This window comes from Streptomyces sp. NBC_00631, assembly GCF_045206895.1.
Classification (GTDB): Bacteria; Actinomycetota; Actinomycetes; order Streptomycetales; family Streptomycetaceae; genus Streptomyces.
Map to the genome: position 1 here is coordinate 1,562,171 of NZ_CP107734.1, position 24,012 is coordinate 1,586,182.

Here is a 24,012-nt window from a genome sequence, read left to right on the forward strand (position 1 = left end):
GCGACTCCGGGCGGCCCCCGTTCCTGACGACGGGGGCCGCCCGGTCCGAGAAAGGAGTGAGGTGAGATGCACAGGATCCTCTTGCGCTGGCTGCTCGGCGCCGTCCCGGTGGTGTTCGGGGTCACCGTCCTGACGTTCGTCCTGACCAGCCTGGTGCCGGGTGACCCCGGCCGCACCATCCTCGGCGCGAACGCGAGTCCCGCCCAGGTCAAGGCACTCGACGCCCAGCTCGGCCTCGACCACTCCCTGCCGGTCCGCTACTGGGACTGGCTGACCTCCGCCCTGCACGGCGACCTCGGTGACTCGATCACCTCGGGCGTGCCGGTGAGCGACCAGCTCACCTCCCGGGTCGGGATCACCCTCTCCCTCATCGGCGGCGCGATCCTGGTCGCCGCCGTCGCCGGTGTCGCCCTGGGTGTGCTCAGCGCGCTCAAGGGCGGCCGGCTGGGGCGGGCCGTGGACGGCATCGCACTGGTCGGCCTCGCGGTGCCGAACTTCTGGTTCGGGCTGGTCCTGATGAGCGCGCTGGCCGTACAGCTGCCGGTCTTCCCCGTCTCGGGATACGTGCCGCTCACCGACTCCCCGGCACAGTGGTTCGAGTCACTGGTGCTGCCGGTGCTCACCCTGGGCGTGCCGGCCACCGCGCCGGTGGCCAAGCAGACCCGGGACGGCGTGCTCACCCAGCTCGACCGCGACTACGTCCGGGTCCTGCGGGCGCGCGGAGTCCCCGAGCGTTCGGTGATCTTCCGGCATGTGCTGCGCAACGCCGCCGCGCCGATCGTCACCGTGCTGGGCGTGGTCGTGGTGACCCTGTTCGGCGGCACCGTGCTCGCCGAGACGCTGTTCGTCATGCCCGGACTGGGCGGCCTGGCCGTCACCGCCGCGCAGACCCAGGACATCCCCATGGTCCAAGGCGTGGCTCTGGTCTTCACGGTCATCGTGATGCTGATCAACCTGCTGATCGAAGTGGTGTACACGATGCTCAACCCGAAGGTGCGGACATGAAGACACCGACCGCACGTCAGACCGCTTCCGGGGCGGGGCGGGAACACTCGCGACGCGACACCGCCCGGCGCGGTTTCGCCGCCCGGCTGCTGCGTAAGCCGGCCGCGGCCGGCTCCGCCGGATATCTCCTCCTCGTCGTCCTGGTCACTCTGCTGGCCGGTCCGCTCGCCCCGTACGACCCCGACGCGCAGGACCTGACCGCCGCCCTCCAGGGTCCCAGCGGCACCCACTGGCTGGGCACCGGCGAACTGGGCCGTGACGTCCTCAGCCGGCTGATGCACGGCGGGCAGATCACCCTGCTCGGTGTGGTGATCACGCTGGGCGTGTATCTGGCCCTCGGCGTCCCGGCCGGAATGATCGCGGGCTACCGGGGCGGCTGGTTCGACCGGCTCGTCCTCAAGACCGCCGACCTGATCTCCGCCGTGCCCGTCATCATCGTCCTGCTGGTGGTCCTCTCGGTCTTCACCGGCAACGAGAGCGCCGCCATGGCCGCCAACGGCCTCCTCGGCGCCCCCCTGCTCGCCCGGGTCGTCCGGTCCGCCACACTCGGCGTCAAGGAGGAGCTCTACGTCCGCGCCGCGATCGCGGGCGGCATCCGGGACCGGGTGATCATCCGCCGGCACGTGCTCCCCCGGGTCACCGGCGCCATCCTGGTCCAGGCATCGGTGTTCGGCGCCTACGCCGTGCTGCTGGAGACGGGCCTCGGCTTCCTCGGTCTGGGCACCACCGAGGCCAGCTGGGGCAGCATGATCGCCGAGGCGTCCAAGAACATCGGCACCGACCCGTGGCTCCTTATCCCCTCCGGCTTCATGATCATCAGCTTCATCCTGGCGCTCGGCCTGCTCAGCGACGGGCTGCGCGACACCCTCGCCGAGCGGTACGCGCCCCCGGCCGACAAGCCGCCGTCCCGCCGCACGGGCCGGCCGCGGGGAGCCGCACCCCGGCCCGTGCGGACCGAGGTCTCCGCCACCCCACGGGTGATCGAGGATCCCGACGCCGACGCCCTGCTGTCGGTGCGCGGTCTGACGGTCTCCCTGCCCATCGAGGGCACACCCACCGACGTCATCCGGGACGTCTCCTTCGACCTGCGGGCCGGGGAAGTGCTCGGCATCGTCGGCGAGACCGGCTGCGGCAAGACGATCACCGCCACCTCCCTCCTCGGCATGCTGCCCGCGGGCGGCAGGATCGCTTCCGGCACCATCCTCTTCGAGGGCACCGACCTCGCCCGGGCGGACGCTGCGGCACTGCGCGGGATGCGCGGACGCCGTATCGGATGGATCTCCCAGGACCCCGTCTCCAGTCTCGACCCGTCCTTCACCGCCGGAGCCCAGGTCGCGGAGGTGGTGCGCCTGCACACCGGCTGCACCCGCAAGGAAGCCCGGCAACGGGCCCTTGAGCTCTTCGAGAAGGTACGGCTGCCCGACCCGGCCCGGGTCGCCGGCAGCTACCCGCACCAGTTGTCCGGCGGCATGGCCCAGCGCGTCGGCATCGCGGCCGCGCTGGCCGGCGACCCGGCCCTGGTGATCGCCGACGAGCCGACCACCGCCCTGGACGTGACCGTGCAGGCCGAGATCCTCGACCTGCTGCGCGAACTCCAGGCCTCCGGCACGGCCGTCGTCCTCATCACCCACGACTGGGGCGTACTGGCCGACCTGTGCGACCGGGCCGTGGTGATGTACGCCGGCGAGGTCGTCGAGGAGGCCGAGGTCACCGCGCTCGTCACCGCACCGGCCCACCCCTACACCGCCGGGCTGCTCGGCTCCGACCCCCACCACGCGCTGCCGGGCGAGCCGCTGCCCGCCGTCGAGGGCGCGGTACCGCCCCCGGCCCAGTGGCCGGTCGGCTGCCACTTCCAGAACCGCTGCCCGCGGGTGACCGACGCCTGCAAGGAGAAACCCGTCGTGATCTCCCACCTGGTCGAGCTGGAACGCTCGGCGCGGTGCATCCGCCCGCTGGAGCTGATCGGAGGACCGGCCCATGACTGAGCAGACCGGCGCCAACGGGCCGTCCCCCGCCGCGGACGGCCCCCTCCTCCGGGTCCGGGGACTCGACGTCACCTACCGTCGGTCCCGGCTGCGCGGCGGCGACGTCAACGCCGTACGCGGCGTGGACCTCATGGTGGGCCGCGGCGAGACCGTCGGACTGGTCGGCGAGTCCGGCTCCGGCAAGTCGACCATCGGCTCCGCGGTGCTGGGGCTGGTGCCCGCGACCGGCGGCAGGGTCGAGTTCGACGGCGCCGACATCACGCACAGCTCGCGCGACGCGCGGCGGCTGCTGGCCCGCCGGATGCAGGTGGTCTTCCAGGATCCGTACGGCTCCATGAACCCCGCCCACACGGTCGGCGACACGCTCGCCGAGGCGCTGCGCCACAACCTCGGACTGCCCGCCGCCGAGATCCGCGAGCGCGTCCTGCGCGCCCTCGACGACGTCGGGCTGCCGCCCGGCGCCGCGCACCGCTACCCGGCCGCCTTCTCCGGCGGGCAGCGCCAGCGCATCGCCATCGCCCGGGCGCTGGTCATGGAGCCGGACTTCATCGTGTGCGACGAGGCGGTCAGCGCGCTCGACCTCTCGGTGCAGGCGCAGGTACTCAACCTGCTGGCCCGCCTCAAGCAGAGCCGAGGGCTGAGCTACCTGTTCATCTCGCACGACCTGGCCGTGGTGCGCTACCTCAGCGACACCATCGTCGTCCTCTACGCCGGCCGGGTCGTGGAGCGCGGCCCGGCGGCACTGGTCGCCGGCCGCCCCGTCCACCCCTACACCCGGGCACTGCTCGCCGCGGCACCGGTGCCCGACCCGGTGGTACAGCGCCGCCGCCAGGCCGAGCGGCGCCTGACGGCCACGGCCGACAGGGCAGCGGGACGCATCAGCGCGGGCTGCGCCTTCGCGCCCCGCTGCCCGTTCGCGCAGGAGACCTGCTGGTCCGTCCAGCCCGAACTCGTGGAACAGGACGGCGTCACCGTCGCCTGCCACCGCCACGAGGAGATCGCGGCCGGCACGGCCCTCCCTGACCGCACGCCCGCCGGGGCCGCCTGACCGCCCGGCAGACACCCCTCGCCCCACCCCGTCTCACAGGAGCACGATGACCACCACCGCCCCCGCGCCCCTCGACATCGCCGCGCTGCTGCCCGACGGCACGCACCTGATCGACGGCGAGTGGGTCCCCGCCCGCTCCAAAGCCGTACTCGAAGTCGTCAACCCGGCCACCGGCACTCCGCTCGCCCGCGTCCCGCGCGGCAGCGCCGAGGACATCGACGACGCCGTACGCGCCGCCGAGGCCGCACTGCCCGCCTGGCGCGACACCAGCCCTGCCGTGCGCGGGGAACTCCTCTACCGCTGGGCCGAGTTGGTACGCGAGCACGACGACGACATCAACCGCCTGGAGGCCATGGAGGTCGGCCACCCGGTCGGCCCCTCCCCCATCGCCGCCCGCCTCACCTACCTCGCCGGCAAGGCCGACAAGGTCTTCGGGGACACCCTGCCCACCCGCTCGCCGGACGTCCTGGGCCTCACCCTGCGCGAGCCGTACGGCGTCATCGGCGCGATCATCCCCTGGAACGCGCCCGGACCCATGACCGTCTTCAACACCGCCGCCCCGATCGCCGCCGGCAACACCGTCGTCCTCAAACCGGCCGAGGACGCCCCGCTGACCGCCCTCTACCTGGCCCGGCTCGCCCAGGAAGCGGGCATCCCGCCCGGTGTCCTCAACGTCGTCACCGGATACGGCACCGAAGCAGGAGCCGCCCTGCCCGCCCACCCCGGCGTCCGCAAAGTGAGCTTCACCGGCTCCCCCGCCACGGGCACCGCCGTCATGGAGGCCTGCGCCCGCAACCTCATCCCCCTGCAACTGGAACTGGGCGGCAAATCCCCGCAGATCGTGCTGCCCGACGCCGACCTCACCAAAGCCGTCCCCGCGATCGTGCGCAGCATCGTCATGAACAGCGGCCAGGTCTGCGCCGCCGGCTCCCGCGTCCTGGTCCATCCCTCCCTCCACGACCGGCTCGTCACCGAGGTCGCGGACGCCTTCCGTGCGGTCCGGGTCGGCCTGTGGGACCAGCCTGTTGACATGGGTCCGCTGATCAACGCCCGGCAGGAGAAGCGGGTGCTGGACTACCTGGCCATCGGCCGGGAGGAGGGCGCCGAAGTCGTCGTGGGCGGCGGCAAGCTCACCGGTGAGCCGTACGACGACGGGTACTTCGTGGAACCGACCCTCTTCGACCGGGTCACCCCGGGCATGCGCATCGCCCAGGAGGAGATCTTCGGACCGGTCCTGTCCGTCCTCACCTACGAGGACGAACAGGAGGCCGTCGCGATCGCCAACGGCACCCGCTACGGCCTCACCGCCACCCTCTGGACTCAGGACGTCGGACGCGCCGTACGCCTCGCCCGCCGCGTCCAGGCCGGCCAGGTCGCCGTCAACACCCTCGGCGACGGCGGACCCGGCGGGGCGATCGGCGCACCCTTCGGCGGCTACAAGCACAGCGGGTTCGGCCGCTCCATGGGCCCCGACTACCTGGAGGACTGGACCCAGGTGAAGTGCCTGGTCATCGACGCCGGTTGACGCTCGCGCCATTCGCCTGGAGAGAGCCGTGGCCGCGCCGCTTCGGTCGGCGGCGGGCAGGTCGCGGGCAGCGGCTCCTCCGACGGCACCTCGGGACTAGTGGACCGACATGACGGCGATGAGGTGATCGACCAGAGAGACCAGCAGGTCCCGGCCGACCTCACGCTGCCTCATGTCGCCCATGACCAGCGGTACTTCGGGGCCGATGCTGAGGGCGTCGCGGACCTCCTGCTCGCTCCGGTCGATCCGGCCGTGGAAGCAGTTGACGCCGATGACGAAGGGGATACCGCGGCTCTCGAAGAAGTCGATGGACGCGAAGCTGGTCTCCAGGCGGCGGGTGTCGGCCAGGACGACCGCGCCGAGGGCGCCCTGGACCAGGTCGTTCCACATGAACCAGAAGCGTTCCTGACCCGGTGTCCCGAAGAGGTAGACCACCAGTCGGGGGTTGACGGTGATGCGGCCGAAGTCCATCGCCACCGTGGTGGTCGTCTTCTCCTCCACCCCGCCCGTGTCGTCGACGCCCTCGCTGGCGATGGTCAGGAACTCCTCGGTGCGCAGCGGCGTCACCTCGCTGACCGCGGCCACCAGGGTCGTCTTGCCCACGCCGAAGCCGCCGGCCACCAGGATCTTGACGGCCGCGGGCGACGTGCTCTGCCGCACACCGCCGATCGGCTCAGAGTCTGCGTAGACCATCTCTCACCGCTCGTAGAAGGGTCATGTCCGATTCGTTTCCGGCCGCCACGGCGAGCGGTGCGCGGGTGGTGACCTGGCCGCGTACGACCAGGTCGTCGATGAGGATCTTCGTCACCGAGACCGGGAGGTTCAGCTCCGCGGCGATCTCCGCCACCGCTGCCGAGCCCTGGCACTGCCGCAGGATCGCGACATGCTCGGGCTGGAGACCGCGGGAGGCGGCCCGGCCCGACGCCGGTTCCACCGTGGTGACGACGGTGATCAGGGTGAGGTCGTCCCGGGCCGGGGCCGTCCGGCCCTGAGTGATCGTGTACGGGCGGACGGAGAGATCTTCCGCGTCACCCGCGTCCGCCTCCAGATCGTCCATCCAGTGGCTCACTCACGCACACCGCCCTCAAGGCTCCCCGGCTCGACCCGGGCCTCGGCACCCAGTCGGCGGCCCACCTGCTGCATCAGGGTGTGCATGGCCAGCGCCAACACCTCGGCCTCCACCTCCTGGGTCGCCACGACCGCGAGGTGGGTGCCCTGGCCGGCGGCGGAGACGAACAGCCAGAGGTCGGCCATCTCGACGATGACCTGCTGTACCGGACCGCCGTTGAAGAGCTTTCCGGCACCGCGGGCCAGGCTCTGCTGGCCTGTGGCCACCGCGGCCAGGCGTTCGGCGTCCCGACGGGCGATGGAACGGGACTGGCTCACCACCAGCCCGTCGTCCGACAGCACGATGGCGTGCAGTGTGCCGGGAACCTGTTCGACCAGGCCGTCCAGCAACCAGTCGAGGTCCTGAAGCGTGGCGGTCGTTCGTTGTGTCATGGTCAGTCTTCCGTCTGATTCCGTCTGCGGTACGGCAGGACGCCGGGGCGGCCCTGCTCTTCTGCTGGTGCGTTGCCTGTGCCGGAGTGGTCGGTGCCGAAACGGTCTGTGGCGGAGCCAGGATCCGCGGTCGCCGGGTGCGTGCTGACGGCTCCTTGCCGGGACAGCCGGGACTGGCGCTGGAAGGCTCCGATCGTCGCGCCGGAACGACCTGGACTCGCCGGTCGGGCCGGGGCCTGCGGGACGGCGGAGTGGGAGCGGATGTCCGCGTCCGGATCCCGCAGTTCGTCCACGAGGCTGGCCCCCTGCACCCGCTTGGGCAGCGGCGCCGCGGCCCTGGTCGACCGCAGGGGCACGGGTGTCTTGGCGCGGTCGTGCGTCCCGGCCCGCTCTTGCCCCGGCCGGACACCGGCCAGAGCAGTGCCGTCGGAGCCGGAACGGGCATGGGAAGGGGAACCGGTGCCGGCGGGGACGGCATGGGTGGGGGCGGAGGGGTACGGACCGGAGTGGGGTGTGGGGCCCGGCGCCACCGTCGGCGTCCGGTCCGGCGGCACGGGCCATCGCGAGGCACCGACCGGTTCGGGCGCGGGCTCGGCCGACTGGTCGTCGTCGATGACGAGTTCCGCGGGGATGAGGACGACCACCCGGGTGCCGCCGAACGACGACGGCCGCAACTCCACCTGGATACCGAGGCTGTGGGCGAGCCGCGCCACCACGTACAGGCCCAGCCGGACGTCCTCGGCGCGCGACAGCACATCCATCCGGGGCGGCTCGGCCATCAGCCGGTTCGCCGCCTCGTACTCCTCGGGCAGCATGCCGATACCGCGGTCCTCGATCTCCACGGCGAGACCGCGCCCCACCCGCGAGGCGTACACCTCCACCGGCGTCGGCGGCTTGGAGAACGCCACCGCGTTCTCCATCACCTCGGCCAGCACATGCACGACAAGACCGACCGCGCGTTCCGACAGCCAGACCCGCCCCTGCACCTCGATCTGGATCCGCCGGTAGTCCTGTACCTCGCTCTGCGCCGAGCGCAGCACGTCCACCATCAACACCGGCTTGCGCCAGCGGCGTTGCGGCTGCCCACCGCCCAGAATCACCAGGTTCTCCTCGTACCGGCGCAGTCGGGCGGTCAGGTGGTCGAGGTCGAACAGCCCTTCAAGGACCTCGGGGTCCTCGTGCCGGCGCTCCAGCTCGCTGAGCTTCTTCATCTGCAGTCCGATCAGCAGCTGGGTGCGGCGGGCGATGCGCTGCAGCAGCTTCTCGAATCCCTGGAACTGGCTCACCTGGGTCACCGTGGTGTCCAGCGCGCTGTGCCGGGCGAGGTTGAGCGCCTGCCCCAACTGGCCCAGTTCGTCGTCGCTGTGCTGGATCGGCGGCAGCTCGGCATCAGGATCGACCCGCTCACCGCGCCGCATGCGCTCCACGACGTCCGGCATCCGGGCCTGGAGGTCCAGGGCCGCCTGTCGCAGTGCGAATATCCGGCGCCGCAGCATCCGGGTGAGCAGGGCGCTGATCACGACGACCAGGACGACGGCCGCCGCGTCCAGGACGCTGGTGAGGATCAGCTTCATCCGCATCGAGCCGAGCTCGTCCGCGATGGCGGCGTTGATGGTGACCCAGTACTTCTGGTTGAACTGCTGGAGCGAGGGCGCGACTTGGCCGAGGCTCGCACTCCACGTCTTGGCGAGGGAGGCGGAGAAGGCGTCGTCGACGGGTGCCGAACCGTGCAGGACCTGCTGCTCGCTCGCGGTCTTCTGCTTCCAGGCGCTGCCCGCCATCAGCTTCTGGTAGAGCGCCACCTGGCCGGCGGGCATGTTGGGCAGGATCTTGTTCTCGTAGATGAAATTCTGGGCGCCCACCAGCTCGGCGAGTTGGCCGCGCTGGTCGTCCGTGAGCCGGCCCTTGGCGCCGGCCCGGGTGACGATCGCGCCCTCGCGGGCGACCATCTCCATACCCCAGATCGCGTCGTTGGCGGGCCGGATGCGGTAGTCGACGTCGGCGATGCCGAGGTAGCTCATGGACGAGAAGAGCTTGAGGTCGTTGGCGATGAGCCCCGTGTAGTCGTCGTACGCCCGCTGCGGGGAGGCCGTCCTGCGGTCGACGGCGGACCGATAGCCCTCCAGCTTTCCGAGGCCCTGGATCACTTCGGCCACGTCACGGCTGAGGTCGGACGGGCCGCTCCAGCCACTGGCCGGGAGGTTCTCGACCTTCTTGGCCGCCGCGTCGGTACGGTCACGCTGGGCCGCCAGTTGCGCCCGGTACTGGTCGGGAGCCGCCAGTACCGCACCGCTGAGCCGGCGTTCCTCCTGGAGGTTGTAGAACACGACCGCCACCAGCACGGAGGACTGCTGTGACGACTCGCTGCGCTCCTTCTGCCGGTGCCAGTCCAAGTACAGCTGTACGGAGGTGGTCGACCACAGGGCCACGAGGGCCACACAGGGGACCAGGGCCAGCACCAACAGGGCTGTACGCAGCGACAGTTGCCGACCTCCCCCGGCCTCGGAACGGCCTTGTCTCTTCGACGCGCGCGCGTGCACTGCCACGGATGTCCCCACCGTGCTCGGAGTGACGGACTCCATACAGTCCGTTCGGTGAGGCGAAACGATACCGGTTACAGAGATTATGTGAATATGTATGGAAAGATCGATTTAGTAACGGTCAGGTTTCACCCTACCGCGCCCGGGCGCCTGGTGGTCGCGAACTCCCCCAACCGATGGGATCGATGAGCGTCTGTCAGGTGTGCAAGCGGCACCGTCGGCCGCGTGCGGTTCGCAGAGCGTGTCTCAAGGAGAAACGGCTCAGGCAACGGCACCGGCCGATCCCCGGGAGTCGTCGGGGATGTCCTGTTCGGTCCAGATGCATTTCGCGTCGCTGAGGTAGCGGGCGCCCCAGCGCCGGGACAGCGCGGCGACCAGCTGGAGTCCGCGGCCGCCCTCGTCGGTGTAGGTGGCGTGGCGGATCCGCGGGGTGCTCAGGCTGCCGTCGTAGACCTCGCAGGTCAGGATGCGGCTGCGCAGCAGCCGTAGCCGCAGGGGCCCCTTGGCGTGCCGGATCACGTTGCCGACCAGCTCGCTCACCAGGAGCTCGGTGGTCATCGACAGGTCGTCCAGGCCCCACCGGGAGAGCTGGCCGCGGACGAGTTCACGGGCCTGGCCGGCCGCCCGCGGGTCGTCGGGCAGACCGAAGGAGGCGATGTCCTCGGCGGGCATGGCCCTGGTGTGGGCGATGAGCAGGGCCGCGTCGTCGGCGGTGTGCTCCCGGTCCGGCACCAGCCGCGCGACGACCGTGTCGCACAGCTCCTCCACACCGCGCAGGTCCGCCTCCTGGCCGGTGCCGGTGAAACCGGCCGGACGGACACCGGCCCCGCCCACCACGCGCTCCAGCTGCACCAGGCCCTGCTCGGCGTCCTGGGCGGCGGACTCGATGAGCCCGTCGGTGCACAGGACGACCAGGCTCTGGTCGGGGAGCGGGAGTTCGTGGACGGCGAACGGCGGAGTGGCAGCGCCCAGCGGCGGGTCGGGACTGACGACCGGACGGTGCACGGTGCCGTCGGGCTGCACGAACACCGGCGGCGGATGCCCGGCCAGGCAGTAGCAGCAGGTGCGGCCCACCGGGTCGTAGACGGCGTACAGGCAGGTGGCGTAGAAGTCCTCACCCAGGTCGCTGACCAGGTCGTTGAGGTGACCCAGCAACTCGTCCGGAGCCATGTCGAGGTCGGCGAGGGTGCGCACGGCGGTACGCAGCCGGCCCATGGTGGCGGCCTCGGCGATACCGTGCCCCATCACGTCGCCGATCACCAGCGCGACCCGGTCCGCCGAGAGCGGGATCACGTCGAACCAGTCACCGCCCACCTGCTCACCCCGCCCCGCCGGCAGATACCGCGCCGCCGCCACAGCACCGGGCAACCGCGGCAGCACCCGGGGCAACAAGGCACTCTGCAGCTCCTGCGCACGGGCATGCTCCAGGTCGTACAGCCGAGCCCGCTCCAACGCCTGACCCACCAGAGCACTGAACGTGGTCAGCAGGGTCCGCTCCTCCTCGGTGAAGGGTCGCGGCCGGTTGAAGGACAGGATCGACGCGCCGACCGCCCGACCGGAGGCGATCAGCGGCAGGAACGCCCACGCCATCTTGGGGACCGTCCCCATCGAGATCTTGTCCTCTACTGCCGGATAGAGGTCGTACATCTCCGCCGGTGACTCCACGAACCGGGGCTTTCCCGTCCGCAGCACGTCGGTCACCGGCAGCCCGGCGCGGTTGAGGGGGCCGTCGAACCGTTTCGAGTACTCCTCCGGGTAGCCCACCAGCCCCACCCGGGTCAGCCGGCCGTTCTCGAACAAGATGACGACCAATCCGTCGGCGCCGACGGGCAGCAGGATGTGTTGTGCGACGGCCGCCACGACGTCCTGAACGGTCATCGCCTGGGCCAGCGCCGTGGTCAGCTCCGCCGTCCGGATCGTCCGTTCCCGCTCCGACGCCGGCTCCCGGTGCGGCGGCCTGCCGGCCGCGCACTCCAGCCGTTCGGCTGTCCAGGCCGCCACCGTATGCAGAAACGACAGCTGTGCCTCGTCCGGCTCACCAGGTCGGGCCAGTAGCACGGACAGTGCGCCGATCGGTCCGCCGGCCGCGACGAGAGGTACCGCAAGTGTTCCGGCCGCCCCCACCCCGAGGTCGTCCCCGGCCGCCCGCACCACGACACCGAGCCGCAGGGTCCGGGCCGGCGGCGCGTCCTGCTCCTCCCGCAGTTCCGCCCAGGACCGGGCGGCGTCGGCGGCGACACCGTCCACGGCCACCAGGACCAATGCGCCGGGATCGGGCTCCCAACGGTGCAGCAGGGCACCCAGCCCCCCGACGCTCACCGTCGCCTGCCGCAGAGCCATCGCCACGGTCCCCGTCGGCGCTTCCCCAGCCGGGGACGCCTCGGGTCCCGCTCCGTCCAGGCCGTTCGGGCACATACCGACAGGCTAACGCGGGAGGCCGGTGCGGCTACTGGAGAGTGCCGGGGCCTGGGGGCCGACCCGGCGCAGCGCCACTCACCCGGGCTTCCCGCGTTCCTCGTTGCCGGGGACGGGGTTGTCCTTGTACCAGCGGGCGAGGAAGTCGAGGAACACGGTGATCTTGCGAGGGGTGGGCTGCCCGGGACCGTAGATGGCGTAGAGGGGCCGCTCGGGGACCGTGCGTCCGGGAAGCACGGCGCGCAGGTTGCCGGACACCAGGTCGTCGTGGGCCGACCGCTCCGGAAGCAGGGCTATGCCCCGGCCGTGTACGGCGGCTTTCTGCAGGGCGATGTAGGAGTTGGACGAGTAGGCGACGTTACGGATCTTGTGCAGGGTGGAGGTGGGCCCGTGCCCGAGCCGCCACACGGGCTCATTGACGTGCACGAGACAGTCATGTGCGGCCAGGTCGTTCGGATGGCTGAGCACCCCGTGCCTGTCGATGTACTCCTTCGACGCGCAGAGCACGAAGGGCAACGACGTGATCTTTCTGAGGTGGACACTGGAATCCCGCAGGTCCCGGGTGTGCAGGGCGACGTCGAAGCCGCTGTCCAGGAATTCGTAGGTGCGGTCGGACAGCCCGCCCAGCTCGAACCGTACCGAGATCTTGGGATGGGCGGTGGAGAAGGCGGCGATCGCGTCGCCGAGGTCGAGGCTGCCGATCCACTTGGGCGAGACGACGCCGAGGCTGCCCTCGGCACGGTCGTGGATGCACGCGATGCTGGCGTCCTCGGCCTCGATCTCCTTGAGGATGCGGGTGGCGAACTCGGCGTAGCGCACTCCGGCCTCGGTGAGGCTGACCGAACGGGCCGTCCTGTTGACCAGCCGGACACCGACCTGCCGCTCCAGCTCCGCGACATGGCGCGACACCAGCGATCCCGAGGAACTGAGAGTCCTGGCGGCCTGGCTGAAGCTGCCCGCCTGCGCGACGGTCACGAAGCTGTTCATCAGGAGTATGCGATCCATGGCGTTCCTCCTCTCGACCCGGGCGTCGGCACCCTCTGCGACCAGATCGAGTGCGGGGGTCTCACTTAATCGTTCTAGTGCGTGCGGGATGGAATGTAGCCGCACAGTGCGCGAACCGCAAGAATGACGCATATCACGCAAGCGGGACGGCGACTCTCCGTCAGGCGCGTTCCCCGCCCTCCGCACGCTGCCGGGCCGGATCCGCCCGCCCGCGTCTCACAGCGCCGACACGTCGGTTCGTCGTCGGTCCGGCTTGAAGGGCAGCGCGGTCACCGTCGCCCTGACCTCACGCTGTGCCGTCCCGGGCCGGCCCCACAGCACGACGACATCGGTCCCGGGTGCCGCATGAGTCTCGTCGATCACACAGAGCGAGATGGTCGAGCGCAGATTGACGCTGACGGTCCGTCCCGTGGAGACACCTACGGGAAGTCCGCCCGCGAGAACCTGGTCGAAGACGGGGCCTCGGCCGCGCGGAAGCTCCATCGGGTCGGGCAGGTCGCCCGCACCCAGCGACGCGGCGAGGATGTCGACGACGTCCGCGGTGTTCCAGCGCAGCCCCGTCAGGGTCCGTCGCGGTTCGCCGCCGGCCGCTTCGGCGGCCAGCGCGTCGCGCCCCAGGAAGTCCCGGCCCGGCACCCCGTTGCGGAAGTCCCAGCCGAGTTCACCGGGCTTGCGGAAGTAGTCCGTGATGCCGTTCGTCGGCACGTAGCTGCCGCCGGGCCTGCCGGTCCTGAACTGCCTCGGTGCACCGGGGGTGAGGATCGAGGCCGGAAGGTAGTCGAGCCCGTTCGTCGCGATGCCCGCTTCGATGTGCTGCACCGGCTGGGACCTCAGACCCAGCTGGCAGATCCCGAACTGACGGCCGGTCTCGACGGTGGCCGACCAGATCTCGTTGGCCTGTTCCGCCGGACCGTGGATCTCGTAGCCGAGCTCGCCCGAGATGCCCGTGCGCAGCAGCCGCACGGGGACTCCGGCGAGCTGCGACATCCGGCTGCGGCTGAAGGCTATGTCACGGAGGCTTTCACCGGTCAGTTTCTCCAGCGTCGCCAGGGACGCCGGCCCCTGCACGCCGAAGATGAACCGCTCCGGGCTGACGTCCTCCGCCTCGGCGTCCCAGCCGCCCTGGCTCAGCTGCCACATCAGCCAGTCCGCGCTGCCGGCCGTGTAAAGGAACTCCTCCTCGGACAGGCGGCACAGGATTCCTTCCGAGGCCACCCGGCCGTGCTCGTCGAGCTGGACATGGTGCTTGATCTGCCCGCCCTCGAAGCGGGCCAGGTCGCGCATGCCCAGCCAGGCGAGGAAGTCCCGGGCCTCCCGTCCCCTGACGACCACCTTGTGCAGGCTGGACCAGTCTCCGAGGTAGCACGCGCTCACATGCGCCGCGGCCTCCTCGGTCCAGTTCGTGTACTCCAGGGGCAGGAGGGCCTGCGCGAACTCACCGAAGCCGCCGTGGGCGTTGCTCTCGTCCTGGGCCGCCGCGGCGGGGCTGAAATACGCGGGCCGTCGAGCGATGAAGGGGGCGCCCTTCAGCCGCTGGACCGCGTCGTACGTGGTGCGCTGGATGTCGGCTGTGCCCATGACGTTCTCCTGCTCGGGAGCGCTTCTGATCTTCGCCGGCCCGGTCCGGTCGTACCGGCCACAAAAGGGCGACTACCTGCAACGATCCGTCGCGGGCGGGTGGGGGGCGAGGAGCGAACCGCCGACGCCGCTCGGATCGGGGCCACCTCTTCGTCCGTCCATGACGAAGAAGCAACTAGATCGGTTAAGTAGGACCGTAGCAGACGCTTCCACTCACGGCGAAGGCCGCGGCGGACATCGTCTTTCCGAGCGGGTCCTTCCGAGCGGCGCGACGTGCGAGACGGTCGCGTTGACACCGAGGTCACCCGGGTCCAGACCGCGGCGGCCCGCTGTTCCGGCCTTTCCCGCGTCGCTCCGAGAGGGCTCTCGCTGCCGCCTCAGGCGTCCGCGAAGGCCCGCGGAGGCTGCCGACCGGTGACCGGCCGGCGGATCGAAGGCGTCACCGCGTGCACCTCGCGGGTCCTGCCGGACAACATCCGGCCTTCCGGACCGGTTCGCCGTCCTGCGGCCGAAGGCGGCCGCAGGACGTCATGCCGACTCCCGCACCACGATCCGGCCGGGTGCCGGGGCCAGGCCCGTGGTGTCCAGGCCGAGGGCCTCTCGCGCCGCGATCCTCCCGAGGACTTCGGCATCGATACGGACGGTGGTGAGGGCGGGAGTGGACAAGGAGCCGTGCTCTGTCTCGTCGAAGCCGATCACGGCCACCTCGTCGGGCACCCGCCGTCCGAGGTCCCGCAGGGCTGTGAGGCTGCGCAGCGCGATGTCGTCGTCGAACGCGGCGAAGGCGGTCACGTCCTGGTGCGCCGCCAGCGCCGCCCCGACAGCGGCCGCACCGGCCTTTCGAGGCCGCGGTACGACGAAACGCTCCAGGGGCGGCAGCCCCAGGCGCCGAGCTGCCTCCCGGGCGAACCCGAGGCGTGCCTCGGTCAGCGGGAAGTCATGGTCGGGCATGGCCATGGCGATGTGACGGTGCCCGCGGTCGGCGAGATAACCGATCTGCAGGCCGGCGTTGAAGGCGAACCCACGCTCCCGGTCTTCGTCGTCGGGCTCGCGACCCTGCATGTAGGCCTCACCGAGCCGGAGGACCGCTCGCGGGGCGATGGTGTCGAGGATCTTCCGCAGGCTCTCCGGCGCCGCACGCCCGTGCCGCACGAGAAGCACGTGGTCGTGTTCGGCCAGTTCCTCGTCCAGGCCCATGACATAGCTCCGGGAGAAGTTGCCCTCAAGCCCGTGGTCGACGTTGAGCACGACGATACGTGACGACCCCTCACGCAACGCCCGGGCAATCCCGTGCGGGACGTACCCCAGCTCGTGGGCAGCCGCCATGACCCGTTCACGTGTGGCAGTGGAGATGGTCTGCCGTGGGTCGTCGTTCAGCACGAAACTCACCGTCGCCCGCGACACGCCCGACGCTTTGGCCACATCGGTCAACGTCACCCGGCCAGAACGGGCCATGTCGGAAGGCTCCCTCTCATCGGTGCGCATCGGCCCGAGCGGTCACCGGCAGCCCGGCCCGCGGGAGGCGATGAAGCGGCTGTCCACCAACTCTACGTGACCGCATCGATTCAGCTTCAGACGCCCGATCCCGCTGGGCGGCCGGCACGGTCCGGCTCCGGGCGAGCCGGCCTTTCCTGATGCCCCGCGGACGGGTGGCCGCAACGGGCCTGCGCGAGCAACTCGCCGCGCCTGAAGCCGTCCTCGGAGTCGTGCAGATAGATGTGTTCCCCATGGGCGACCACTCCGGCGACCGGCTCGCCGAGGAGGCGGGCGACGACGTAGGCGGCAGCCATCCCGGTGACGTCTCGGACCGTTCCCATCGGCAGCAGTGAGCGGGTCTCGGCGATGGCCTCGTGTTCGCCGGCCCTGATGAGAACACGGACATGAGGGGCGACACCGTGGGCGGCGATGGCGACGGCGATGTTGTCGAGGTCGTCGGAACCGACCGCGGCGAGTGCACGGGCATGCCGCAGGCGCACCCGGTCCAGTAGGTGGCGGTCGCCCCCGTTTCCGGTCATGACAGGCACTCCCAGACTGCGCGCCAGCCGCGCGGCGGAGGCCTGCGGGTCACGCTCGACGCCGACGACGGGGACGCCCAGACGCCGCAGTTCGACACAGAGGCGCATGCCGACCTGGCCCATGCCGACCACGACGACGTGTCCGGTGCGCGGCAGCGTGCGCGGCCCGATGAGGCCGATCAGCCGCGGACCGAGCATCCGCTCGACCACCCCGGCCGTGAACAGCGCGGTGAAGGCGATGGTCCCGAGCATGGCCAGGGCCGAGAGGATCTGGTACTCCCGAGCCTCCGGCGGAGCCACGGCAGGACCGACACCCGAGACCACCCGCGCCGCGTCGAAGAACGCTTCTGCCGCGGGGTGGCCGTGCCCGGCGAGCCATGCCCAGTCGGCGGCCAGGACTGCCAGCATGGCCAGCATCCCCAGGACCAGCAGGCGGGTGCCGGCATCGTGCGGCCGCAACTGGCTCAGAGCTCTGCCCACTCGGTCCCGCCATCGCGCCTGCGGCTTCTGCTGCCAGTCCTCGACGTACAGGCCGTCGTTCTTCTGACGCACGGCCCGGACCTTGCCCCCGTGCCGCCACACCGCGACGATCCCCGGGTCCAGGGACGGGCCGGCCAGCGCGGGCGCCACCAGATCCGCCGGCGAGGTGATGTCGCACTGCGGCAGCAGGCGGCGCAGTTCGTCGGCCACGGTGCGGTCGAAAATGGTGGCGACCAGCGGGGTCGCGGGCGAGAGGTGAGCGACGGCGAGCGCGTACCGCACCGCCGCCACGTCGTCGTGCAGGAGGACGGCCACGCCCCTCGGGCGCGTGCTCATCGCGGTGCGAAGGTCCTCGTCACCGGGCCGGGAAAGATGTTCCACGACCCGGCGTCCGTCGCGCAGCGTGGCGCACACGCGACTGGCCACATGTGTTTCGCCGATCACGACGTAGTGGTGGGTATCGGGGCCTGGCGAGTGCGTGGTCACGTTCCGGGCTTCCTGCCGTAAGAGGGCTTGGGTAGGCCTCGCCGCTCCTGCCGGGACCGCGTCGGTGTGCCGACGACGGTGTCCGCACGTCGTCGACGCGCCGGGCTGTCGCTGAGGGCGAGGGTGTTCGGTCGCTCTTGCGGTGGGGGGATATTAAGCGGCAAGGACGCGCGACGGACGAAAGCTAACGTTGCACGCGGTCGGCGGACTCTCCGGCGAAGCCGACCGGACCGACGGTCGCGCCGGCCCGTGAGCCGACGCGACCGGCCGCCGCCCTGCCTCCTGCCCCGGGTCCGGAGCGAACCGCCGGGAGCCGGTCCTCGGGCGTCCCATAACATCCAGGACATGGCAAGCGAGCGGAGAATGACCGCGACGGACCGGCGGCGGCTGATTGTGCGGGCAGCCGGCGAGCTCTTCATCGTGCGTGGCTACAGCGGCGTCTCCATGGACGATGTCCTGGCCGTGGTGGGTGGGTCGAAAGGGACGCTCTACCGGTACTTCGCCGACAAGAGCGCGCTCTTCCGCGCCGCCGTGGAGTCGCTCTGCGACGAGTGGTCGCATCCCCTGCACGCCTTCTCACCGAGCGGCACCAGCCTTCCCGACACCCTGGTGGCCCTGGGCGAGCACTTCGCTTCGATCGTCCTCACCCCCGAGGCCATCGCCCTGCACCGTCTGGTGACCGCGGAGGCCGGCCGCATCCCGGGAATCGGAGACGCGTTCTTCGCACACGGGCCCGCCGCCGGGTATGCGGTACTCGGGCGCTATCTGCGGCAGGCGTCCGACGGCGGCCTGATCGAGGTCGAGGATCCGGTTCGCGCGGCGGTGCAGCTGTACCAGGCCATGCTGGGCGACGCCCAGATGAGGCTGCTCACCGATGCACCGCACAAGCTGACGGAAGCGGAGGTGCACGCGTCCATCGCCGAGGCGGTGCGGGTCTTCCTCCGCGGGGTGTCCGCCCCGCACACGGACGGCGGGAGCTGACCGGCCCTTTGCGGTCCGGCCCCTTGCCCAGCGGTGTACCGGACCGTACCGTACGGTCACCGCCACCGGGTGGTGGAGGGCTGCACGAGCACACCAGGCACCGCACGGAGGGCAGGCCTATGCCGAAGGCGACGATCCGGGCCGAGCACGTGGGAAGCATGCTGCGACCCGCGGAACTGCTGACGGCGCGTGCCGAGCACCGGCGCGGCAGGTTGCCGGCGGAACGTCTGAGGGAGCTGGAGGACGCCGCCGCGACAGCCGCGCTCAAGCTGCAACAGGACACCGGGATGCAGGTGTTCACCGACGGCGAGGTCCGGCGTGACGACTTCATGGCCGCGGTGGTGGAGACCGTCGGCGGACTGGTACCTGCCGAGGAGTCCGCGGCGCGGCCCCGCTGGCACCGTGACACGGACAACGCCGAGCTGGAGGGCGAGGTCGCCTCCGTCACGATCGGCGCCCCGCTCTACCGGCGTACTCCCCTGTCGCTCACCGAGGCGCGCTGGCTGGCCGGGAACTCCCCGGGCCCGTACAAGATCACCATGGCGAGTCCCACCATGCTGGCGGGCTTCTGGCGGCCGGGAGTGTCCGACAGCGTCTACCCGACGCGCCAGGACGCGGTCGCGGCGCTGGCCGAGATCTACCGGCAGGACATCGCCGAGCTCACCGCCGCCGGAGTCACCTGGCTTCAGCTCGACTCGCTGGCCTACTGGTCGAACATCGATCCCGAGGCCGCCCGGATGCGCCGGGTGACCGACCTGCACGGCCATCTCGGCCAGGTCATCGACACGGACAACTCGCTGATCCGCGCCGCACGTTCCCAGCGGCCCGGCATGACCGTCGCCATGCACTTCTGCCGCGGGAACATGCGCAGCGCCTGGTCCGTCCAGGGCGGGTACGAGCCGATCGCGGAACGCGTCTTCGGCGAGGTCGAGGTCGACCGTTTTCTGCTTGAGTACGACACCGAGCGCTCCGGCGGCTTCGAGCCCCTGCGGTTCGTTCCGCCCACCAAGACCGTGGTGCTGGGGCTCGTGTCGTCCAAAGTGGCGGAGCTGGAGTCGGTCGACACGCTGCGCCGCCGTATCGACGAAGCCTCCCAGTACATTCCCCTGGAGCAGCTCGCGCTCAGCCCGCAGTGCGGGTTCGCCTCGACGAGCCAGGGGAACCTGCTGACCGTCGACGACCAGCGCCGCAAACTGGAGCTCGTGGCCGAGACGGCACGCCTCGTGTGGGGCTGACGGGCTGCCCTCACGCCGCGACCGTCGTTCGAGCCGGTGATCAGGTGGCTGACGGCCGGCGGGCGTGTCTGCCGTCGGGCCGGTCCCAGGAGGTGGATGGCCGGGTCCCGCCCAGGGCTGCGGGCGGCTCCTGCGGGCCGTCCTCGGCCGAGGAGCCGTGGGACGCGAGGGCCAGGAGCTTGGCCGCCTTGAGTTCGGTCTCCTCCCACTCCCGTTCGGGATCCGATCCCCAGGTGATGCCCGCTCCGGTCCCGAACAGGAGACGGCTGCGGGCCCGGTCGACCCAGAAGGTGCGGATGCCCACGGCGAGTTCGCCGGTACGGTGGTCGGCGTCGACCCACCCGACGCCGCCGCAGTACGGGCCGCGCGGGGCGGTTTCCAGTGCCTCGATGATCCGCAGGGCACTCGACTTCGGCGCGCCGGTGACCGAGCCGGGCGGAAACGTGGCGAACAGGGTTTCCGCCCAGCCGGCACCGTCCTGCAGCTCGCCACGGACGGTGGACACCAGATGGACGAGTCCGGGGTGCTTCTCGACGGCGCACAGTTCGGGGACGGTGACGCTGCCGGTCGCGCAGACCCGGCCGAGATCATTGCGCACCAGGTCGACGATCATGACGTTCTCGGCGTGGTCCTTCTCCAGCAGGTCGGCCTCGGTGCGTCCGGTGCCTTTGATGGGGCCGGACTCGATCACCCGCCCGGTCCGGCGCAGGAACAGCTCAGGGGAGGCCGAGACCACCTCGACGCCGTGTTCCGGCAGTCTGATCATCCCTGCGTACGGCGCCCGGTGGCGCGCGGCCAGGCGGTCGGCGAGGGCCTCGATGTCCGCGTCGGGGGTGACGGGGGCGGAGAGGACCCGGCACAGATTGGCCTGGTACACCTCACCGGCGGCGATGTGCTCGCGGATCCGGCGTACGCCCGCGGTGTAGGCGGCGCGATCGAGCGAGGTGCTCCACTGGGCCCGTCGGGGCCCGTGCCAGCGGGTCTCGGGCGCCGGAAGGTGCCGAATCGGCCGCACGTCGCGGAAGCGTGCGCAGGTCAGTCGGCCTTCAAAGCCGGCCACGACGGCCCATAGCCCCTGGGAGTCGAGTGCCTCCGGGTCCGAGGTGACGTCGAGGAGTCCGCTCATGACGCGGCCTCCGAACCGGGCCAGTGGTGGGAGATCCTGCATGTCCAGCGCCTTCCTGTACGCCGAGAGACGGCACGGTGGTCCCGCGTGCCGTCGGCCGGCACGCGGGCGTGAACCGGCTACGCGGAGACGGCCTCGCGTTCGGCGCCCCATTCGGCGGCCTGGAGGGTGTTGACCAGCAGCATGGCGATGGTCATCGGCCCCACGCCCCCGGGGACGGGTGTGATGCGGCCGGCGATGCCGTCCAGTTCCGCGGCGCGGACGTCACCGGTCAGGCCGTCCGGAGTGCGGTGGATGCCGACGTCGATGACGGTGGCGCCGGGTTTGACGTGCTCCGGGCCGATCAGCCCGCGAACACCGGTGGCGACCACGACGACGTCGGCCGGCCGGGTGACGGCGGCGAGGTCGGCGGTGAACTCATGGGCGACGGTCACCGTCGCCCCTCGCCGCAGCAGCAGTTGGCTCAGGGGGCGCCCGACGAGCTCACCCCAGCCGACCACGGCGACACGGGCGCCCTTCAACTCGATTTCTTCGGCGTCGAGCAGTTCGATGACGCCGGTGGGTGTGCACGGACGCAGCCCGCGTTCGCCCCGGGACAGCCGGCCGGCGCTGGCCGTGGTGAGGCCGTCGACATCCTTGGTGACGGGTATCCGGTCGATCAGGGGCGCGGCTTCGAGCTGCGCGGGCAGCGGCAGTTGGAGGAGGATGCCGGAGACACCGGTGTCGGCCGCCAGTTCGTCGATGACCGTCGCCACCTGGGCCTGCGTGGCGTGGTGCGGCAGATGGCGGTGGACGTCCCGCATGCCCGCCTCGCGGATGGCGCGGCGTTTGGCGGCGACGTAGACGGCGCTGGCGGGGTCGTCGCCGACGAGGATGGTCGCGAGACCGGGTACCTGTCCGGTGGCCGCGGCCGCGGCCACCCGCTCGGCGACCCGGGCCCGTATGCCGCGGGCGATCTCCGCGCCCTTGATGGTGTGTGTCATGGTGGCGAACCGCTTTCTGTCAGTGAACGATTCGCCCGGTGGAGAGGACTGCGTGCGGGGACCGCGGCCTGGTGGGGCCACGGTGTACGGCGCCGGGGATCGGGGCGGCGGCGGGCACCGCTGCGGACCGTGCGGAAGTCCGCCGCGTCCGCCGCCCCGACGGCCTGTTCCGGCGCACGACAAGACCACCTGTCCCTGTTCCGGGCGGGTTTCCCTGTCGGGGGTGTGCGAGTGAACGGCGAGTCAGGCGAAGACGATCGTGTGGTTGCCGTCGCGGATCACCCGGTCCTCGGCATGCCAGAGCACGGCGCGGGAGAGCACCGCGCGCTCCACGTCGGCGCCCCGCCGGGTGAGGTCGGCGGCGGTGTGCGCATGGGTGACGCGGACGACGTCCTGCTCGATGATCGGGCCCTCGTCGAGGTCCTCGGTGACGTAGTGGGCGGTGGCCCCGACCAGCTTCACGCCCCGCTGCTTGGCCTTGGCGTACGGCCCGGCGCCGATGAAGGCCGGCAGGAAGGAGTGGTGGATGTTGATGATCGGCACACCGGCCTGCTCGATGAAGTCGCCGGAGAGGATCTGCATGTAGCGGGCGAGGACGACGAAGTCGACGTTGTCCTTGAGCAGGCGCAGGTGCTCGGTCTCGGCCTCCGACTTGTCCGCGCCCTGGCAGGGGACGTGGAAGAACGGGATCCCGAACGAGCGGACCTCCTCGGCCAGATCGGGGTGGTTGGAGATCACCATCGGGATGCTGACGGGGAGTTGACCCTGTCGGTGCCGCCAGAGCAGGTCGAGCAGACAGTGGTCGGACTTGCTGGCGAAGATCGCGACCCGCTTGGGCGCGGACATGTCCCGCAGGGTGTAGCGCAGCCCGAACCTGTTCACCAGGTGCTCGTCGAGGTCGGCGCGCAGCGCGGGCAGTGTGGCCTGGAGGCCGGGGAGCGTGAAGACGGTGCGCTGGAAGAAGGCGCCGCCCTGCGGATTGTCCGAGTACTGGTCGAGGGACACGATGTTCGCGCTGTGCTCGCTCAGCACCGAGGTGACGGCCGCGACGATGCCGGTGGCGTCGGCACCCTGGACGATCAGTGACGCCTGATGGTCCGCCTCCTTGCCCTTCCTGGCGTTTGCGCCGGCTACGGCTTGCGTGATCGTCATGCGAGAGCTTCCTTCTTGAACTGAGTGATCCATTCGGAGGTCGCGCTGAGCCCTCCGAACGTGTAGAAGTGGATCTTCACCACGCCGTGCCGGGACGGCTCGTAGCCCTCGGCCAGGGCGTGCAGGAACCTGTCGGGTCCCGCCGTGCCCATCAGGTTGGTGAGCGAGAGACCGTACTTCTTCGCGATGGAGGTGCTGGTACCGACGCCGAACCGGGCCGCGTAGCCCATGAGCCGGCGTACCCCGGCCGGTCCGGGGACGCCGATGCGGATCGGCAGCTCGATGCCCTCGGCGCGGACCCGCTCGATCCAGGCGAGGACCGGGTCGACGTCGAAGCCGAACTGGGTGATGATGCTGCCGTCCAGGCCCTGGGCCGCTATGGCCGCGTTCTTGTCACGCAGTGCGGACCACAACGTCTCCGCGCTGATGGCGGGGTGGCCCTCCGGGTAGCCGCTGATACCGACGTGCCGTACGCCGTACTCCGGGAGCAGGCCGGTCTCGATCAGGGCCAGGGAGTCCTCGTAGGGGCCCTCGGGACGGCTGGGGTCACCGCCGATGGCGAAGATGTCGGCGCCGGTCCCGTCGGTCCGGAGTCCGCCGAGGAACTGCTCGAAGTCGGCCTGGGAGCCCAGGCGGCGGGCGGAGAAGTGCGGGACCGGTACGAAGCCGAGGCGCTTGACCGCGCGAGCGGCGTCGAGCCGCATCCGCAGGTTCTCGTTGCCGAGGAAGGTGACGTTGATCCGAGTGCCCTGCGGAATGAGGCTGCTGGCCTCTTCCAGCTTGGATACGTCCTTGCCGGTCATTTCCAGGGAGAAGTCCTCCAGCAGCGACGTGCTGACCGCCGCGGAGGCTGTGCTGAGGGGGTTCATCGTGCTCCTAGTCGTTGCGGACGCGGTGCGGCCGACCTGTCCAGGGCGGCGACGGGTGGTCCGGGCGGCGGCCGCGCGGGGCGG

19 protein-coding genes are annotated in these 24,012 nt (G+C 71.0%); 6 read left to right on the plus strand and 13 right to left on the minus strand.

Going from position 1 to position 24,012, the window contains the following annotated elements:
* The first annotated feature begins 66 nt into the window (after positions 1 to 66).
* From OHB00_RS07350 to OHB00_RS07365, 4 genes are read left to right on the plus strand one after another with little or no spacing between them, the layout of a single operon-like run.
* Positions 67 to 1,005, plus strand: coding sequence for an ABC transporter permease (locus OHB00_RS07350; RefSeq protein WP_406432459.1), 939 nt, complete (start codon positions 67 to 69; stop codon positions 1,003 to 1,005).
* Positions 1,002 to 2,990 (plus strand): dipeptide/oligopeptide/nickel ABC transporter permease/ATP-binding protein, encoded by a 1,989-nt coding sequence (locus OHB00_RS07355; protein WP_406432461.1) that lies wholly within the window; start codon positions 1,002 to 1,004, stop codon positions 2,988 to 2,990. Before OHB00_RS07350 ends, OHB00_RS07355 begins: the two co-directional genes overlap by 4 nt.
* On the plus strand, positions 2,983 to 4,038 hold the full coding sequence (locus tag OHB00_RS07360) for an oligopeptide/dipeptide ABC transporter ATP-binding protein (protein ID WP_406432463.1): 1,056 nt from the start codon (positions 2,983 to 2,985) through the stop codon (positions 4,036 to 4,038). The genes OHB00_RS07355 and OHB00_RS07360 overlap by 8 nt, the downstream gene beginning before the upstream one ends.
* 46 nt (positions 4,039 to 4,084) lie before the next feature.
* Positions 4,085 to 5,563 (plus strand): aldehyde dehydrogenase family protein, encoded by a 1,479-nt coding sequence (locus OHB00_RS07365; RefSeq protein WP_406432465.1) that lies wholly within the window; start codon positions 4,085 to 4,087, stop codon positions 5,561 to 5,563.
* A 96-nt stretch (positions 5,564 to 5,659) separates the two neighbouring features.
* On the opposite strand, the gene OHB00_RS07370 is transcribed toward OHB00_RS07365, so the two are convergent.
* The 9 genes from OHB00_RS07370 to OHB00_RS07410 form a co-directional block, all read right to left on the minus strand.
* Entirely contained in the window at positions 5,660 to 6,256 is a 597-nt protein-coding gene (locus tag OHB00_RS07370; protein ID WP_406432467.1) for a GTP-binding protein, read from the minus strand.
* Positions 6,237 to 6,620, minus strand: a complete 384-nt coding sequence (locus OHB00_RS07375; protein ID WP_406432469.1) for a DUF742 domain-containing protein — start codon at positions 6,618 to 6,620, stop codon at positions 6,237 to 6,239. The genes OHB00_RS07370 and OHB00_RS07375 overlap by 20 nt, the downstream gene beginning before the upstream one ends.
* 8 nt (positions 6,621 to 6,628) lie before the next feature.
* The gene (locus tag OHB00_RS07380; protein WP_406432471.1) at positions 6,629 to 7,063 is read right to left on the minus strand and encodes a roadblock/LC7 domain-containing protein; all 435 of its coding nucleotides are present in this window, start codon (positions 7,061 to 7,063) and stop codon (positions 6,629 to 6,631) included.
* A gap of 2 nt (positions 7,064 to 7,065) precedes the next feature.
* Positions 7,066 to 9,522, minus strand: a complete 2,457-nt coding sequence (locus OHB00_RS07385) for a nitrate- and nitrite sensing domain-containing protein (RefSeq protein WP_406432473.1) — start codon at positions 9,520 to 9,522, stop codon at positions 7,066 to 7,068.
* Between the two features lie 342 nt (positions 9,523 to 9,864).
* Positions 9,865 to 11,943, minus strand: a complete 2,079-nt coding sequence (locus OHB00_RS07390) for a SpoIIE family protein phosphatase (RefSeq protein WP_406432475.1) — start codon at positions 11,941 to 11,943, stop codon at positions 9,865 to 9,867.
* A gap of 153 nt (positions 11,944 to 12,096) precedes the next feature.
* On the minus strand, positions 12,097 to 13,023 hold the full coding sequence (locus OHB00_RS07395) for a LysR family transcriptional regulator (protein ID WP_406432477.1): 927 nt from the start codon (positions 13,021 to 13,023) through the stop codon (positions 12,097 to 12,099).
* 216 nt (positions 13,024 to 13,239) lie between these two features.
* Entirely contained in the window at positions 13,240 to 14,601 is a 1,362-nt protein-coding gene (locus OHB00_RS07400; RefSeq protein ID WP_406432479.1) for an aminomethyl transferase family protein, read from the minus strand.
* Positions 14,602 to 15,129: 528 nt separating this feature from the next.
* Positions 15,130 to 16,056, minus strand: a complete 927-nt coding sequence (locus OHB00_RS07405) for a LacI family DNA-binding transcriptional regulator (protein WP_406432480.1) — start codon at positions 16,054 to 16,056, stop codon at positions 15,130 to 15,132.
* A gap of 116 nt (positions 16,057 to 16,172) precedes the next feature.
* Positions 16,173 to 17,582, minus strand: a complete 1,410-nt coding sequence (locus OHB00_RS07410; RefSeq protein WP_406432482.1) for an NAD-binding protein — start codon at positions 17,580 to 17,582, stop codon at positions 16,173 to 16,175.
* 345 nt (positions 17,583 to 17,927) lie between these two features.
* Between OHB00_RS07410 and OHB00_RS07415 the strand changes: the two genes are divergently transcribed.
* Positions 17,928 to 18,563, plus strand: coding sequence for a TetR/AcrR family transcriptional regulator C-terminal domain-containing protein (locus tag OHB00_RS07415; protein ID WP_406432484.1), 636 nt, complete (start codon positions 17,928 to 17,930; stop codon positions 18,561 to 18,563).
* A gap of 119 nt (positions 18,564 to 18,682) precedes the next feature.
* On the plus strand, positions 18,683 to 19,798 hold the full coding sequence (locus OHB00_RS07420; RefSeq protein WP_406432486.1) for a cobalamin-independent methionine synthase II family protein: 1,116 nt from the start codon (positions 18,683 to 18,685) through the stop codon (positions 19,796 to 19,798).
* Positions 19,799 to 19,838: 40 nt separating this feature from the next.
* On the opposite strand, the gene OHB00_RS07425 is transcribed toward OHB00_RS07420, so the two are convergent.
* The 4 genes from OHB00_RS07425 to OHB00_RS07440 form a co-directional block, all read right to left on the minus strand.
* Complete coding sequence (locus OHB00_RS07425) at positions 19,839 to 20,966, minus strand: chorismate-binding protein (protein ID WP_406432488.1); 1,128 nt, start codon at positions 20,964 to 20,966, stop codon at positions 19,839 to 19,841.
* A gap of 77 nt (positions 20,967 to 21,043) precedes the next feature.
* Positions 21,044 to 21,907: a bifunctional 5,10-methylenetetrahydrofolate dehydrogenase/5,10-methenyltetrahydrofolate cyclohydrolase gene (locus tag OHB00_RS07430; protein ID WP_406432490.1), complete on the minus strand. Its 864-nt coding sequence runs from the start codon at positions 21,905 to 21,907 to the stop codon at positions 21,044 to 21,046.
* Between the two features lie 243 nt (positions 21,908 to 22,150).
* Positions 22,151 to 23,059, minus strand: coding sequence for a formyltetrahydrofolate deformylase (gene purU, locus OHB00_RS07435; RefSeq protein WP_406432492.1), 909 nt, complete (start codon positions 23,057 to 23,059; stop codon positions 22,151 to 22,153).
* Positions 23,056 to 23,928 (minus strand): methylenetetrahydrofolate reductase, encoded by an 873-nt coding sequence (locus OHB00_RS07440; protein WP_406432494.1) that lies wholly within the window; start codon positions 23,926 to 23,928, stop codon positions 23,056 to 23,058. The genes purU and OHB00_RS07440 overlap by 4 nt, the downstream gene beginning before the upstream one ends.
* Between the last annotated feature and the right edge of the window lie 84 nt (positions 23,929 to 24,012).